At 68.1% G+C, this 14,688-nt stretch carries 14 protein-coding genes; 1 reads left to right on the top strand and 13 read right to left on the bottom strand.

Annotation, left to right across the window (positions count from 1 at the left end):
• Positions 1-63: 63 nt before the first annotated feature.
• From B0A89_RS06450 to pobA, 8 genes are all read right to left on the bottom strand, one after another.
• Complete coding sequence (locus tag B0A89_RS06450) at positions 64-1,356, bottom strand: MFS transporter (protein ID WP_085377439.1); 1,293 nt, start codon at positions 1,354-1,356, stop codon at positions 64-66.
• A 65-nt stretch (positions 1,357-1,421) separates the two neighbouring features.
• Positions 1,422-2,741 carry a lyase family protein gene (locus B0A89_RS06445; protein ID WP_085377438.1) on the bottom strand — a complete coding sequence of 440 codons (1,320 nt, stop codon included), beginning with the start codon at positions 2,739-2,741 and terminating at the stop codon, positions 1,422-1,424.
• Between the two features lie 24 nt (positions 2,742-2,765).
• Positions 2,766-3,620, bottom strand: coding sequence for a 3-oxoadipate:acetyl-CoA acetyltransferase (locus B0A89_RS06440; RefSeq protein ID WP_085377437.1), 855 nt, complete (start codon positions 3,618-3,620; stop codon positions 2,766-2,768).
• Positions 3,613-4,338 (bottom strand): protocatechuate 3,4-dioxygenase subunit alpha, encoded by a 726-nt coding sequence (locus B0A89_RS06435; RefSeq protein WP_085377436.1) that lies wholly within the window; start codon positions 4,336-4,338, stop codon positions 3,613-3,615. The genes B0A89_RS06440 and B0A89_RS06435 overlap by 8 nt, the downstream gene beginning before the upstream one ends.
• A 1-nt stretch (position 4,339) precedes the next feature.
• Positions 4,340-5,062, bottom strand: coding sequence for a protocatechuate 3,4-dioxygenase subunit beta (gene pcaH, locus B0A89_RS06430; protein ID WP_085377435.1), 723 nt, complete (start codon positions 5,060-5,062; stop codon positions 4,340-4,342).
• A complete protein-coding gene (gene pcaC / locus B0A89_RS06425) occupies positions 5,059-5,451 on the bottom strand; it encodes a 4-carboxymuconolactone decarboxylase (protein ID WP_085377434.1) in 393 nt (130 codons plus the stop codon). Before pcaC ends, pcaH begins: the two co-directional genes overlap by 4 nt.
• Positions 5,441-6,232: a 3-oxoadipate enol-lactonase gene (pcaD, locus tag B0A89_RS06420; protein WP_085377433.1), complete on the bottom strand. Its 792-nt coding sequence runs from the start codon at positions 6,230-6,232 to the stop codon at positions 5,441-5,443. The genes pcaC and pcaD overlap by 11 nt, the downstream gene beginning before the upstream one ends.
• A complete protein-coding gene (pobA, locus tag B0A89_RS06415) occupies positions 6,232-7,401 on the bottom strand; it encodes a 4-hydroxybenzoate 3-monooxygenase (protein ID WP_085377432.1) in 1,170 nt (389 codons plus the stop codon). The genes pcaD and pobA overlap by 1 nt, the downstream gene beginning before the upstream one ends.
• Positions 7,402-7,490: 89 nt before the next feature.
• On the opposite strand from pobA, the gene pcaQ reads away from it, so the two are divergent.
• The gene (gene pcaQ / locus B0A89_RS06410) at positions 7,491-8,414 is read left to right on the top strand and encodes a pca operon transcription factor PcaQ (protein ID WP_085377431.1); all 924 of its coding nucleotides are present in this window, start codon (positions 7,491-7,493) and stop codon (positions 8,412-8,414) included.
• Positions 8,415-8,924: 510 nt separating this feature from the next.
• On the opposite strand, the gene B0A89_RS06405 is transcribed toward pcaQ, so the two are convergent.
• The 5 genes from B0A89_RS06405 to B0A89_RS06385 form a co-directional block, all read right to left on the bottom strand.
• Positions 8,925-10,025, bottom strand: coding sequence for a flagellar basal body P-ring protein FlgI (locus B0A89_RS06405; RefSeq protein WP_085377430.1), 1,101 nt, complete (start codon positions 10,023-10,025; stop codon positions 8,925-8,927).
• Positions 10,022-11,032 (bottom strand): flagellin, encoded by a 1,011-nt coding sequence (locus B0A89_RS06400; protein WP_085377429.1) that lies wholly within the window; start codon positions 11,030-11,032, stop codon positions 10,022-10,024. Before B0A89_RS06400 ends, B0A89_RS06405 begins: the two co-directional genes overlap by 4 nt.
• Positions 11,029-12,480: a flagellar hook-associated protein FlgK gene (gene flgK / locus B0A89_RS06395; protein WP_085377428.1), complete on the bottom strand. Its 1,452-nt coding sequence runs from the start codon at positions 12,478-12,480 to the stop codon at positions 11,029-11,031. Before flgK ends, B0A89_RS06400 begins: the two co-directional genes overlap by 4 nt.
• A gap of 34 nt (positions 12,481-12,514) precedes the next feature.
• Positions 12,515-13,831, bottom strand: a complete 1,317-nt coding sequence (locus tag B0A89_RS06390) for a flagellar hook protein FlgE (RefSeq protein WP_085377427.1) — start codon at positions 13,829-13,831, stop codon at positions 12,515-12,517.
• Between the two features lie 84 nt (positions 13,832-13,915).
• Entirely contained in the window at positions 13,916-14,662 is a 747-nt protein-coding gene (locus B0A89_RS06385) for a flagellar motor protein MotB (protein ID WP_085377426.1), read from the bottom strand.
• Between the last annotated feature and the right edge of the window lie 26 nt (positions 14,663-14,688).

Below are 14,688 nucleotides of genomic sequence, written 5' to 3'. Positions count from 1 at the left end.
GAAAAAGGGGCCGGACGGCCCCTTTTTCATTGGCTCAAGGCTGGATGCGGCGGGGCCGGCGCCCTATCGGCGCATCACGCGGGTCGAGGCAAGCGCAAGCGCGCCGACCGCCCCGACCAGGGCAAAGAAATAAAAGCCCCAGGGATGCCCGATCTGCATGGAAACCAGCATCCCGCCGATCAGCGGCCCCGCGATCGCCCCCAGCCGGCCGACCCCCGCCGACATCCCCAGCGCGGTGGCGCGCACGGCGGGCGGATGATTGGCCGCGGTATAGGCATAGACGAGCACCTGTGCCGAAAAGACAAAGCAGCCGGTCAGGAAGACCAGCGGATAAAGCAGCGCCGGCGCGACCTTGATCGACAGCATCGCCAGCAGCGCCGCCCCTGCCGCAAACCACAGGATGCCCGCGCGGCGCAGGCCGATGCGGTCGCCGACCGCGCCCGCCACCAGCAATCCGCAGATCGCCCCTGCATTCAGCAGCAGCAGCAGCCACAGCCCGCCCGTCAGCCCGTATCCGGCCGCCACCATCAACTTGGGCAGCCATGTGTTGAGCGCATAGACCAGCAGCAGCCCCATGAAGGACGTGGTCCAGATCCCCAGCGAATTGCGCAGCCAGGGCCGGCGGAACAGCGCCGCTGCGGAAACGCGCGCCTCGGCGCCGGACGGGACGGCCGCATCCGCAGATGCCAGGCCGAACCGTGCGGCGATGGCGCGCGCCTCGGCCTCGCGCCCTTTGGCGATCAGGAAGGCCGGCGATTCGGGCAGGATGCGCAGCATCAGGGGCGCCAGCGCCAGCCCCGGCAGGGCGCCGATCACGAACAGCGAACGCCACCCCAACCCGCCCAGCACCAGCAGCGCCAGCAGCGCCGTCGCCACCGCGCCCACGTGATAGCCCGTCATCAGCGCGGTCGAGGCCTTGCCCGCCCTGCCCCTGGAAAACTCGGTCACCATGGCGATGGCGGTGGGCAGGCAACCGCCCAGCCCGAAACCGGCCAGAAAGCGCATCAGACCCAGTTGCCGGTAATCCTGCGCCAGCGCGCAGCCCAGCGTGAACAGGGAAAACACCAGGACCGCCCCGACCAGCGCCCGCCGCCGGCCGATCCGGTCGGTCGCCGCGCCGATCACCAGCGCGCCTATCGTCATGCCGACAAGGCTGATGGTGCCCACGAAGGTCGCTTGCGGGGGCGTCATCCAGGGGCTTTCGCCCCCCGTCAGGGTCGGGATCAGCGCGCCCAGCACCACCAGGTCGAACCCATCCAGCACGACGGCGGCCCAGCACAGCGCCGCAACCAGCCCGGCCGATCCGCCCCCGCGCCTGCCCCCGCGCCGGGGGGCGGCTGAGGTTGTCTCGATCATGGTCAATCATTCTCCTTTCATGGGGGGCCGGGTGATGGCGCAGCGTCCATCGCGGCCCCGGCGGCTCAGCCGCCTGCGGATGCGGCTTTGGCGAAGCGCCTTGCCTCGTCCGGCGCGGTTCCCAGGCTGACCGCCGCGCTTGAGGCCAGCCCCGGAAAGTCGCGTTCGACCAGAGCGGGCAGGGGCGTTGCGGTTTCCAGCGCCTCGCGGCACAGGGCCTTGATGCGCGACTGCGCCTCGGGCCGGGGCATCCGCCGGGCCAGCGCAAAGGTCAGCCCCTCGGCCAGGATGACACCCTGCCCCTCGGCCAGGCCGCGCGCCATCGCGGCGGGGTCGGGTGCAAGGCCCTCGGCCACCTCAAGCGCCAGGCCGATGCCGCGCCCGGTGGAGATACACAGCTGCGGCAGCGTCAGCCATTCCACGAACCAGGCCGCCCCGTCACGCTGCTGGCGGTGGATGGATGCGCCCTGCATGGCGGCGGACAGGGCCGTGACCTGCCGAGCCAGCGCAACCAGCACAGACGGGCCGACCGGATTGTGCTTTTGCGGCATGGTGGACGATCCGCCGGCCCCGGCCAGGCGCAGCTCGCCGATGCCGGACTGGGTCATCAGGATCAGATCCTCGCCCATCTTGCCCAAAGATGCGGTCAGCCCGGCCATCCAGGCGGCGAAATCGCCCATGCGGTCACGCTGTGCGTGCCAGCTGTGGCCGGGATCGGCCAGGTCCAGCGCCTCGGCCAGGGCGGCGCGCACGGCGGGGCCGTCCTTGCCCATCGCCGACAGCGTGCCCGCCGCCCCGCCCAGCGAAACGGTGGCCAGCCGCGCGCCGACCTCGGCCAGCCGCGCCCGGTGGTGGACGAGCGGCCAGCCCCAGCCTGCGACGATTGCGCCGAAGCTGGTGGGCGTCGCCGCCTGACCATAGGTCCGCGCCGCCATCGGCAGGTCGGCATGCGCACCCGCCAGCCGCCCCAGCGCGGCAAGCAAATCGCCAAGCCGCCGGTCCCAATCCTGCGTCACCCGCCGCAGCCGCAGGGCAAGGGCGCTGTCCATGATGTCCTGGCTCGTCGCGCCCCAGTGCAGGAATTGCGCATGTTCGGGCGCCTGCATCGCCTTGCGGAACGCCGCGACAAGGCCGGGCACGGGAACGCCGTCCACCGCCGCCTCGCCCCCCAGCGCGGCCGGATCGATCTGCACCTCGCGGCTGGCGCGGTCGATGGCGGCGGCGGCGGTTTCGGGGATCAGCCCCAAGCGCCCCTGCACGCGGGCCAGCGCGCCTTCGACCAGCAGCATGGCGCGCAGCTCGGCGCTGGGGGTGAACAGCGCGGCGGTGGCCGCGTCCCCGAACAGGGGACGATAGAGCGCGCTGTCGGCAAGGGCTGCGGGCATGGTCTGTCCTTGTGCAGCGCGGCGTCAGGCCGCGGCGGGCATGCGCAGGCCCAGGATCGCCCTGGCCTGCCGCCAGTCGGCCACGGGGCGGTCATATCGCGCGCACAGATCCGCCGCGCGCCGCACCAGCGCCGCATTCGACGGCGCCAGCCTCTCGCGGTCGAGCCGGACATTGTCCTCAAGCCCTGTGCGCGCATGCCCGCCCGAGCTGATCGCCCATTCGTTCAGCACGATCTGGCTTGGCCCGATCCCCGCCGCGCACCAGGGCGCATCCGCGCCGAACAGCCGTTCCACCGTGCGGATGTAATAGTCGAACACGTCGCGGTCGGCGGGCATGGCGTTCTTCACGCCCATCACGAACTGCACATAGGGCGTGCCGGCCAGCCGCCCGTCATCGGCCATCCGCTTGGCCTGCAGGATATGGGACAGGTCAAACGCCTCGATCTCGGGCTTGACGCCATGGGCCAGCATCTGCGCCGCCAGCCAGTCCACCAGATCGGGCGGGTTCTCATAGACGCGGGTCGGAAAGTTGTTCGAGCCGACCGACAGGCTGGCCATGTCGGGCGCCAGCGGCAGCATGCCCCCCCGCGCCTGCCCCGCGCCAGACCGCCCGCCCGTGGACAGCTGCACGATCATGCCGGGGCAGTGCTGCTCGATCCCCTCCTTCAGCCGGGCGAACCGTTCGGGGTCCGAGGTCGGCCGCCCCTCGTCGTCGCGCACATGGCAATGCGCGATGGTGGCACCGGCCTCAAAGGCCTCATGCGTCGATTCAACCTGCTCGGCGATGGTGATCGGAACCGCCGGGTTGTTCTCCTTGGTCGGCAGCGACCCGGTGATCGCAACGCAGATGATGCAGGGCTTGCCAGAGACGTCAGACATCGAAGAAAACCGTTTCATTGTCGCCCTGCAGGCGGATTTCAAAGCGATAGACCGGCCTGCCGTCGCGATCCATGCGGCGGGCGATCAGCGTCGCGCGGCGGTTTTCCCATTCGATCAGGTTCAGCACCGGATCCCTGGCATTCGCCTCGGCCTCGTCCTCGAAATACATGCGGGTGTTCAGCCCGATATTGATGCCGCGGGCGACGATCCACAGGTTCAGATGCGGCGCCATGGGCGGGTGGCTCTCGTCCATGCGCCCTTGCCAGTCGGGATGGCTGTCGCGCACCGCCTGCGCGACCGAGGACTGCATCTTGCGCCGTGCCGCGACCGGGCCGGGCTTGATGGTGTCGAAGGACCATTCCCCGGTTTCAAAATCGGTGATGATCCGGCCCCAGCCGCGGAACCCTTCCTCGACATTGCCGCGCCCGCCGGTGCCGGCATGTTCGGGATGGGCATAGATGCCCTCGGCATTGGCCTGCCAGACCTCGATCAGCACGTCCTTGACCGGGCTGCCGGTGCCGTCGATGACCAGCCCCTCGACGCGGATGCGCTCGCCCTTTGCATTCGGCCCGGCGATGTCGCCGCCCAGCGTCCTGTCGAAGATCTCGAACCCCGCGGCGGCCGGCGCAAGGCCGATATGGACATAAGGCCCCGCCGTCTGCGAGGGGGTTTCGCCTAGATACTGCGGGGCGTTGTTGCGCGCGTCCACGACGTTCATCTCAGTTACCCTCCAGCCGGTTCTCGAACATGGTGGACCGCCGCCCGCGCAGCACGATGTCAAAGCGATAGGCAATGGAATCCAGCGGCACGCTCGCGTTCATGTCAAGTTTGGCCGTCAGCCGTTCGACGGCATCGGCATCGGGCAGCGTCTGCACGATGGGGCAGATCGGGATCAGGGGATCGCCCTCGAAATACAGCTGCGTGATCAGCCGCTGGCAAAAGGCGCGGCCGAACACCGACACGTGGATATGCGCGGGGCGCCAGTTGTTGACCCAGTTTCGCCAGGGATAGGCCCCCGGCTTGACCGTGCGGAAGAAGTAATACCCGTTCTCGTCCGTGATCGTGCGCCCGCAGCCGCCGAAGTTCGGGTCGATCGGGGCAAGATAGGTGTCCTTCCGGTGGCGATAGCGCCCGCCGGCATTGGCCTGCCAGATCTCGACAAGGGTGCCGGGCACCGGGCGCGCGTTCTCGTCCAGCACGCGGCCGTGGACGATGATCCGCTCGCCCACCGGATCGCCGGTCTTGGCGTAGTTCTTGATCAGGTCGTTGTCGATCGGGCTGATGTCGCCATGGCCGAACACCGGCCCCGTGGTTTCCGACACCGACCCCTGCAGCGAAATCAGGCTGTAGCGCGGGCTGCGCGCCACGCTGGTCTTGTAGTCGGGGGTCAGCGCGGGCGGGTGGCGGCGCCGGTCGCGCTGATGGTATTCGGCCTCGGTCATTGCTCCTCCTCCATCTCGGCATAGGTCTGGCGCGCCAGTTTCAGGGCGTGGTTCGCCTTGGGCACGCCGCAGTAGATGGCGACGTGCTGGAACGCCTCGAGCACGTCGCGCTTGCTGGCGCCGGTGCGGGCGGTGGCGCGGATATGCATGGGAATCTCCTCGAAATTGCCCATCGCGGCCAGCAGCGCCAGCGTCAGCATCGAGCGTTCGCGCCGCGTGATCCCGTCCGAGGCCCAGACCGTGCCCCAGGCCGCATGGGTGATGAGATCCTGGAACGGGATGTCCAGATCGGTCTTGGCCGCCTCGGCCCGGTCCACATGGGCATCGCCCAGCACCTGGCGGCGGACGGACATGCCGCGGTCATAGCGGTCAGGCGGCTCAGCGGACATGGCCGATCTCCTCAAGAAAGCGGGTGATGATGGCGGCGTATTCTGCGGGCGTTTCCACGCAGGGGATATGCGCGGCATCCTCGATCAGGGCAAAGCGCGCGCCGGGGATCAGGCCCGCCGTGGCGCGCACGATTTCCGGGGGGGCCGCGCCGTCATGGGCGCCGGCGATCACCTGCACCGGCAGGCGCAGCGCGGGCACCGCGCCTCGCAGGTCGGCCGCCGCCAGCGCCCGGCACAGCGCGCCATAGCCGCCCGCCGGCTGGCGCGCCAGCATGCGCGCCCAAAGGCGGTCGGACCCGCCGGCGCGGAAGTCGGGCGAGAACCAGCGTTCCATCGTGGCCTCGGCGATGGCGGGCAGCCCGCCTTGCTGCACCCGGTCGATCCGGTCCTGCCAGGATGCCGCATCGCCAAGCTTTGCCGCCGAGTTCGAGATCACCAGCCCCGCCAGCAGCTCGGGCCGCCGCAGCGCCAGCGCCTGCCCGATCAGCCCGCCGATCGACAGCCCCACGAACACCGCCGGGCCAAGGCCAAGATGTTCGATCAGCGCCGCGGCGTCATCGGCCAGCAGCTCGATCGAACAGGGGCCAGGGGTCTCCTCGGACAGCCCGTGCCCGCGCTTGTCATAGCGCAGCACCCGCAGCCCGGCAGGCAGCAGCGCCAGCAGCTCGTCCCACAGCCTCAGATCCGTCCCCAGGGAATTGGCGAATACCACCGCCGGCCCGTCCTTCGGCCCGGACAGGGCATAATGCAGGTTCACGTTGTTCACGGTTGCCGTCAGCATCAATAAGGCAGCCCCACATAGTTTTCCGCAAAGGCGCGCTGTTGCGATTCATTGTCGCGCAGAAAGGCGATCTCGGCCTGCTGCATCCTGCGGTCGAACCCGCTCATATGCGGATAGACATGCAGCAGGCTGGAAAACCACCAGCTGAACCGTTCAGCCTTCCACACGCGCAGCAAAGCGCGTTCGGAATAGCGGTCGATGCCCTCGGGATCGGCCTCCTCATAGAACTGGCGCAGGCCCTGATGCAGGTAATGCACGTCGCTGGCCGCGGTGTTCAGCCCCTTGGCGCCGGTCGGCGGCACGATATGGGCCGCGTCCCCGCACAGGAACAGCCGGCCCCAGCGCATCGGCTCGGTGACAAAGGAACGCAGCGGCGCAATCGACTTGTCGATCGAGGGGCCGGTCACCAGCCCATCGGCCACCTCGGGCGGCAGGCGGCGGCGCAGTTCCTGCCAGAAGGCGTCGTCTGTCCAGTCCGAGGGGCTGTCCGACAGGGCGCACTGGATGTAATAGCGCGACAGGTTTTCGTTGCGCATCGAACACAGCGCAAAGCCGCGATCCGAATTGGCATAGATCAGCTCGTCCGCCACCGGCGGCGTGCGCGACAGGATCCCCAGCCAGCCGAAGGGATAGGTCTTTTCGTATTCTTGCCTGGCGGACAGCGGAATCGCCTGGCGGCTGATGCCGTGAAACCCGTCGCAGCCGGCCACGAAATCACACGCGATCCGCAGCGATTGCCCGCCCGCGGTCAGGGTGACGAAGGGATGATCGCCCTCCAGCCCGTGCAGGGCGACATCCTGCGCCTCAAAGATCGTCTGCCCGCCCGCCGCATCGCGCGCATCATAAAGATCGCGCGTGATCTCGGTCTGGCCATAGACGGTCACAGGCGCCCCGGCCAGCCGGGCCAGGTCGATGTGGAACATCTCGCCCCCGAAGGCGATCCGGGTGCCGTCATGGACGAACCCCTCGGCATGCAGGCGGCCTGCAACGCCCGCCTCCTCCATCAGCCGCACCAGCCCCTGCTCGATGATGCCGGCGCGGATGCGGCCCAGGACGTAATCGCGCGTCTTGCGTTCCAGCACCACGGCGTCGATGCCCGCGCGGTGCAGCAACTGCCCCAGCAGCAGGCCGGAGGGACCGCCGCCGATGATGACAACCTGTGTGCGCATGGATTCCCCCTTCTCGGCGTTATCTTGATCCCGTGAAACCCGCAGGTAAATTGAGAAAGACGGGGCGAAACTTACCAGAACGGGTAATCATGGACCGGCGCATCCGGCTGCGTCACCTGCAGGTCTTCGTCGAGATCGTCCGCCAGGGCAGCCTGAGGCGGGCGGCCGAGACGCTGTTCCTGACCCAGCCCGCCATCTCGCGCACCCTGGCAGAGCTGGAGGAGATCGTCGGCGCGCGCCTCATGGTCCGGGGGCGGCGCGGCATCACCTTGACGGCGCGGGGGGAATACCTGCACGGGCACGCGCTGGGCGGGCTGTCGGCGCTGGCGCAGGGGCTGGCGGCCGAGGGCGCAGGCTGGTCCGAGCCGGTCGCCATCCATGTCGGCGCCCTGCCCTCGGTGGCGGTGCGCCTGATGCCCAAGGTGGCCGCGATCCTGCGCCAGACCGCCCCGCAGCTGCGCCTGCACATTGCCGACGGGGCGCATGGGCACCTGACGGCGCTGCTGCGTTCGGGCGATCTGGACGCGGTGATCGGCCGGCTCGGCGCGCCCGAGCTGATGCAGGGGATCAGCTTCACCCAGCTTTATCTGGAGCGGGTCGCCGTCGTGGTCCGGCCGGGCCATCCGATCCTGGCTGATCCCGACCTGCGCCGGATCGCGGCCTTTCCGGTTGTGTATCCAACCCCCCAGTCGGCGATCCGCCCGCTGGTCGAAAACCTGCTGATCGCCTTGGGAATCCCGCCGCCGGCCGATCGGATCGAGACGGTCTCGGGCGCCTTCGGCCGCGTGTTTGTCGCCCAGAGTGATGCGGTGTGGTTCATCTCGGCCGGAGTCGTCGCGCGCGAAATCGAGGATGGCCGTCTCGTCAGCCTGCCGGTGGACACGGCGCTGACGGCGGGGCCGGTCGGGCTGATGGTGCGTGCCGCGCAGCCCGACACGCCGGCCCGCCTGCTGCTGCGTCAGGCGGTGACGCAGGCCAGCACGGAAATGACGCAATCCTTGCAGTTTCCCTGAAGCCCCCCGATGCCGAGGCGCCGGGCCGAGCGGGGATGCAACCCCATCGACACCTCGCGCGCCACTGCCCTGACCGCATTGTCACACGGCGCCGGCCGGATCAGGGATGGGACGGCGTCAACACGCCGGGATGCACCTGCCCGGCCGGTCAGCTCGCTGCAGGGGCCGGACCTGTGGCCCGCCGCGGCGGCCAGAAAGCAATGTGCCGGCCGGCCGGCGACCCGACAGCGCGGCCTAGGGAAGACGCGATCCCCAAAGGCAAGCGCAAGGGGCCGTATCCCGGACGAAAGCACCAGGCCATGCCGGCAAGGAGAGAACCCGGGCCGGAGACCCGAGACTGAGACTGAGACTGAGACAACAACAACAACAACGGCAGGCCGAAAAGGCGGCCAAGACAACGCGCCCTGGCAATGACGCCGGTCCGAAGGGCGGCAAGATGCCAGGCCATCCGGCACAAGGGCAGGTCCGCGCCATCGGCGGCTCTGCCTTGAACGCGCCGTGGCGGATGTCTCAGTTCACGATGAATTCTGCATGCAGCGCGCCTGCGGCGTGAACGGCCTTGAGGATGTCGATCAGCTCGCGCGGCCGGACCCCCAGCGCATTCAGCCCCGCCACGACATCCGACAACGAGGATTCGCCGCTGACCTCGGCAAAGCCGATCCCCGGTTCCTGGGTGATCTGCGCATCCGTGCGCGGCACTACCACCGTCTGCCCCGGAGCGAAGGGATTGGGCTGCGACACCATCGGGGTTTCGCGGACCCGCAATGTCAGATTGCCCTGCGAGACGGCGACACGCGAAATCCTTACGTCCTCGCCCATCACGATGGTGCCCGAACGATGATCGACCACTACCCGCGCATGGCTTTCCGGCTCGACCTCGATATTCTCGATCCGCCCCACCAGGCGGGCCGGATTGACCTCGCCCAGGCGTTTTGAATCGATCAGGATCGTGGCGGCATCCAGCAGGGTCGCGATCCCGTTGCCCAGATCGGCGTTGATCGCCCGCTCCATCCGGGCGCCAGTCGTGAAATCCGCTGTACGCAAGGCGATGCGGAAACTGGTCATCTGCGAGAAGTCGAAATCCACCTCGCGTTCGACCCGCGCACCTGACGGGATCGTTCCCGATGTCGGCACCCCCTGCACGACCGAGGCGGCTTCACCCTGGGCAGAGGCGCCCCCCGCGATGACAGAGCCCTGTGCGACTGCATAGACCTCGCCATCGGCAGCATTGAGCGGGGTCATGATGAGCGTGCCGCCCAGAAGGCTTTTCGCATCGCCGATCGCGGCGACCGTGACATCCATCTGGCTTCCCGCGCGGGCAAACGGGGGCAGCGTGCCCGTGACCATGACCGCTGCCACGTTCTTGGGGCGAAAGCTGTCTGACGTGACGTTCACGCCCAGCCGTTCCAGAAGCCCACCCAGCATTTCTTCGGTGTAGGGCGCGTTGCGCACGCTGTCGCCCGTGCCGTTGAGGCCGACGACCAGCCCATAGCCCACAAGGTCGTTGCCGCGGACCCCGTCTATCGTGGCCAGGTCCTTGATCCGCACAGGCGCCGCCAAGGCAAGCGCCGGCAGCAGAACAAGGATCGCAACGATGCGGAACAGCCTCATTTGATGTAATCGGTCAGAGACAGCTGGGACAGGCGGGCGGTCAGCGCATACAGGTTTTGCAGGCTCGTCTGGGTCTGGGCCAGGGCCGATGCGGTCTCATACGGATCGGCCGAAAGCATGTCCGAACGGGCGATCGAGAGAGCGCTTGTCTCAGCCGTGTTCCGGCTGACAGCCTGCTGGACGATTTCCTGCTTCATGCCCAATTCCGCCTGCAGCTGGGTTATGAGCGTACTGCCCTGCACAAGGCGCTGTCCTGCCTGGCCCAGCAGCGCGGCCTTGCTGGCCGAGGACAGGCCAAGCCCGGGATCACCGGCAAGGGCCCCAAGAACCAGCCCCTTCAGCGTGGTCCGAAAGGCGGGATCCAGCGCGTTCACGTCCTGCGTGATGGTCGTGTCGGGCGAAACCCCCGCCGAGGTCGGCAGGGAAGTGCCGTGAAAGGCTTGGGCGGCAAATCCCGTCGGCGCGTCCGAGGCGAACCATGCGTCGATCGCGGCAGAAATCCCGGCCGGATCGCTCAGCCCGCTGACCTGGGCACGGGCCAGATCGAGTATGTCATCTGGCTGGGACAGGGGCGCTGTCGTGACGGCCGTGCCCGACAGCACAAAACGGCCGCCGATTTGGGTATTCAGCATCCTGACTACCGTACCGAAATCCTGCATTGCCTGGCCGCAAAGCGCGTCCACGGCGATGCCCGACAGCGTCGGCGCGGCCAGCATCTGGGCCCCGCGCGCCGAGACGATGTCGCCCACTCCGGTCAGGGCGGCCTGCAGGCCGTCCTGCTCGGACTGAAGGAGGGATGCGTTCCGATCATAGCTTTCGAGCAGGGCCAGCCGGCTTTGCACATGCGCCAGGCGTCCCATGTTGCCGCCCAGCGCCGCGGGCACATCCGACTTCAGCCCGCTCGCCGCCTCTTTCGACAACAGGGCAAGCCGGGCCTTCAGCAAGGCGTTGGATTGTCGAAGCTGCGCAAAGCGCGACAGATCGCCGATCGAATTGGAGCCTTTCATGACAGCCTCAGTATTGTCTGGATCATGTCGTCCACTGCCGACAGAACCTTGGCATTGGCCGTATAGGCGCGCTCAAGACCAAGAAGCGTTTCCATTTCCTGATCGCTGTCGACCCCGTCCTGGCGGATCATGGCATCATAGCTATCGGATCTTGCAGTGGCCCCGGCCAGGGCGGATTCGGCACCCAGCCGGGCCGTTGCGGCCCACGAGGTCACATCGGCCGCCATCGTCGCCGCGCTGCGCGGCGTCGCCGACATCCCTGAGGAGCCGGAAATCCGCTGTTCGGCCAGGGCACCGCGCAGCCGGTCCAGCAGGGCCGTCTGCCCCACAGGTCCGGGCGCGCTGGCGCCAAGGCCGTCGCGCAGGCGCCACAGGCTGCCGCCCTGTGCGATATCGACGACCGCGTTGACCGCAAGGCGCTGGGAAAGGCCCGCCTCCTTCGCGGGATCGAGCGAGGCGCCGGCATCGGTGAAAAGCCCCGGCCCGTTCCCCCGCGTCGCATCCACGTCCGGATCGGAAAAACGCTCGACCAGATCGCGGGCTGCCGCATCCAGCCGCGATTGCGCCGCCGGCGCATCAACGTCGCGGATCTGGAAATTGGCGGCCAAGCGGCCGCCCGAGAACATGACCATCTGGCCCGCCGACAATTCCTGGCCGTTGAAGGACAGCCGTCCGACCGAAGAACCCTCGACCGTCATGCCGGCAGCAAGGGGACCGGCCGCGTTGAACCCGATCGCGGCGGGGGTGACCCCGTCCAGCAGGATCGCGCCCCCGGCCGTGAACAGGGCCACCCGGCCGCCGTCACGGGGCAGCTCCTGGATGGGAACGATCTCGGACAGGCTGTCGATCAGCTGCCGGCGGCTGTCCTGCAAAGCCGTTGCATCATCCCCGGCCGATTGCTGCACGCTGATCTGCCGATTGAGCTCGGCCACCTGGGCCAGCCCGTCATTCAGGGCCTGAACGTCCGAGGCGATCGCACGGTCCGCTTCGGTCCGCGCATCCTGCACCTGGGCGCCGAGGGTGCCATAGCTGCGCGCAAGGGTCTGGGCGGTGGCGAGCACGCGGGAAAGATTGATCTCGCTTTGCGGCTGCGCGGCGGCCGCTGTCAGGGCGGCATCGAAATCTGCCAAAAGCGTCGTCAGGGCCCCTGTTTCGCCAGGAACACCGATCGAATCGGCCATGGTCTTGTGGAAGGTCGCAATGATTTGGGTGCGCGCGGTATCAGCAGAGGCGACCCGCCCCTGGGCCACGACAGAGGTTCTGACCGTTCTGGTCACCCCATCGACGTGAACGCCGCCGGCAGCATAGGGGCGCGCGGAAAGCTGAAGCTCGCGCCGGGCAAAGCCGGGGGTCAGCGCATTGGCCAGGTTCGAGGACACGACCTCGGTCCCCCGGGTGACCGCGGCGATGCCGGACATCGCATTGGAAAGGGCGTTCGACAGGCTCATCGGTCAACCCGCGGCGTGCCGCGGCCTTTCTCGCTCAGCGTTTGATATTGGTGGTTTCCTGAAGCATCTCGTCCACGGTCTGGATGACCTTGGCGTTGGACGAATAGGCGCGCTGCGTCTGGATCAGGTCCGTCAGTTCGGCGGCAACGTCGGTCGTCGATCCTTCGAGCGCATAGCCCATGATCGAGCTTGTGGGGCCATCGCCCGCATCCCACAGGAAGAACGACCCCGAACTGGGCGAGATCTGATAGGCCTGGTTGTTCAGCGACAGCAGTCCGTTCGGGTTCGGCACATCGACCAGAGGAATCTGGTAGAGGGTGCGGACAAAGCCCGTGTCATAGGTCGCCTTCATCATGCCGTTCTCGTCCACCTCGACGGCCGTCACCGACCCGGCGGGCGAGCCGTCCTTGGTCACCGTCGGCTTGAAGGCGCTGTCCAGCTGGGTCAGCCCGTTCTGGTCGTTCGGCCTGCCGATGCGGACGGTCATCGGCCCGCCCGCCACGGTCAGCGACAGCGTTCCGTCGTTTGCGTCATAGGCCCCGCCGCTGAGCCGGGTGACCGAGGCCAGCCGCCCGCCGCGTTCCTTGCTGTCGTCGAAGACCAGCTGGTAGCTGCCCACCAGGTTGCTGCCGGCCGGAGAGGCGCTGTCGCGGATCTCCATCCGCCAGGTGTTGGACATCTGCCCGGCCTGCGTCGAAGGGACGGGGACAAAGGTGATGTCCAGGCTTTCCGAACTTCCCAGATTGCCGAAATATTCGGCCTTGGTGGGCCATGACGTGGCCGCCGCGCCCTGCTTGGTATCTGCTGCGGGCAGGTTGATGTTCAGCGACATCGTCGTCGTCGGGTTGGCCGAGGTCTGGTTCATGTTGAGCACGACCGGCTGCAGGCCGCCGACCGAATCCCGCGAATTCACCGGAATCCGCCCGTCCGAATTGGCGGGCCAGCCCATCAGCACAAGGCCGGACTGGGTCCGCAGGACGCCGTCCGCATCGGGGCGGAATGAACCCGTGGAGGTCATCATCATCGGCGTGCTGCCAAGGCCCGACCCCATCATCGCCGAGGGCATCACCGGCAGGAAGCCGCGCCCCGACACCGCCAGGTCGAGCGCGTTCGAGGACGACACCAGCGCCCCCTTTTCGTCGATCAGCCGCGAGGCCGTCGCCCTGACCCCGCCGGCCGAATAGATCCCCGCCCCGCGCGCCTGGTTGATGACCATGCTGTCGAATTCGGTCGAAACGCGCTTGTAGCCGTTCGTCCCCGAATTGGCGATGTTGTCCGAAATGCCGGCCAGCCGCGTGGCGTTGGCGGCAAGACCCGCGACGCTGGCATTGAGGGACGAGGAAATCGTCATGGGATCATCCTGCTTGAGTCGTCGTTGCGGTCACGGTGCACGCCAAGGCTTAATTTCCGGCTAACGCCGGGCCGCGCGCCACCGCTATCTGAGTAAAATCACTTCGATCCGGTTGTTGGACGGGTCCATCGGATTGCCGCTGCGGGCCATCCTGTCGCCAAAGGCGGTCACGCGCTGGATGCGCCGCTCGTCCAGCCGGGCTGCCTCCAGCAGGGCGCGCGTGGCCTGTGCCCGGCCATCCGACAGCGGCCAGGCCGGGTTTTCGATCAGCATCCGGGGAAAGCCGCGCACATGGCCGCTGATCGCGACGCGGTTCCTGACCCGGTCCAGCACCATGGCCAGGATGCCGGTCAACTCGCGCATCACGGGGGTCGGCTCGGCGGTGTCGCCGGCGAAAAGCGGCTCGTTCACCACATCGCCCAGCTCGATCACCAGCCCCTCATCGGTCATCCTCGTGACGACATGGCGCAGCAGATTGACACGCTGCATCGATTCAGCGCCGCTGCCGGTCAGCGCGTCCTGCAGCTGCCTGGCCATCTGCTGCAACTGGGCGTCGGTGGCCGGGTGGTCGTCGGGCGGGGCGCTGGTGCCCTCGACCCCATCGGTGCCGCCTGAGTCCGACCGCACGATGGTTGGGTCGAAATAATCCGCCAGGCCCTGGCGCTGTTTCTCGGTGGTCGCGTTCAGCAGCCACATCAGCAGGAAAAAGGCCATCATCGCCGTCACGAAGTCGGCATAGGCGACCTTCCACGCGCCGCCGTGGTGGCCGGCCTCGCCGCCCTCCTCGATGCGCCTGATGATGATGGGCCGCGTGCCCCTGTCCGCCGGCATGTGGACCCCCTGACTGCCCGGCGCCG

It is taken from the genome of Paracoccus contaminans (genome assembly GCF_002105555.1).
Taxonomy (GTDB): Bacteria; Pseudomonadota; Alphaproteobacteria; order Rhodobacterales; family Rhodobacteraceae; genus Paracoccus; species Paracoccus contaminans.
Note: the sequence above shows the minus strand (reverse complement) of the source record. Positions and strands in the feature narration are given on the sequence as shown.

Coding starts and splice junctions, on each gene's coding strand:
- pobA (WP_085377432.1), bottom strand. CDS start 7,401: ATGCGCACACAGGTTGTCATCATCGGCGGCGGTCCCTCCGGCCTGCTG.
- B0A89_RS06440 (WP_085377437.1), bottom strand. CDS start 3,620: ATGTCTGACGTCTCTGGCAAGCCCTGCATCATCTGCGTTGCGATCACC.
- B0A89_RS06385 (WP_085377426.1), bottom strand. CDS start 14,662: ATGCCGGCGGACAGGGGCACGCGGCCCATCATCATCAGGCGCATCGAG.
- B0A89_RS06390 (WP_085377427.1), bottom strand. CDS start 13,831: ATGACGATTTCCTCGTCCCTCAATGCCAGCGTCGCGGGTCTTGCCGCC.
- pcaH (WP_085377435.1), bottom strand. CDS start 5,062: ATGACCGAGGCCGAATACCATCAGCGCGACCGGCGCCGCCACCCGCCC.
- B0A89_RS06450 (WP_085377439.1), bottom strand. CDS start 1,356: ATGATCGAGACAACCTCAGCCGCCCCCCGGCGCGGGGGCAGGCGCGGG.
- B0A89_RS06445 (WP_085377438.1), bottom strand. CDS start 2,741: ATGCCCGCAGCCCTTGCCGACAGCGCGCTCTATCGTCCCCTGTTCGGG.
- pcaC (WP_085377434.1), bottom strand. CDS start 5,451: ATGTCCGCTGAGCCGCCTGACCGCTATGACCGCGGCATGTCCGTCCGC.
- B0A89_RS06405 (WP_085377430.1), bottom strand. CDS start 10,025: ATGAGGCTGTTCCGCATCGTTGCGATCCTTGTTCTGCTGCCGGCGCTT.
- flgK (WP_085377428.1), bottom strand. CDS start 12,480: ATGAGCCTGTCGAACGCCCTTTCCAATGCGATGTCCGGCATCGCCGCG.
- pcaQ (WP_085377431.1), top strand. CDS start 7,491: ATGGACCGGCGCATCCGGCTGCGTCACCTGCAGGTCTTCGTCGAGATC.
- B0A89_RS06435 (WP_085377436.1), bottom strand. CDS start 4,338: ATGAACGTCGTGGACGCGCGCAACAACGCCCCGCAGTATCTAGGCGAA.
- B0A89_RS06400 (WP_085377429.1), bottom strand. CDS start 11,032: ATGAAAGGCTCCAATTCGATCGGCGATCTGTCGCGCTTTGCGCAGCTT.
- pcaD (WP_085377433.1), bottom strand. CDS start 6,232: ATGCTGACGGCAACCGTGAACAACGTGAACCTGCATTATGCCCTGTCC.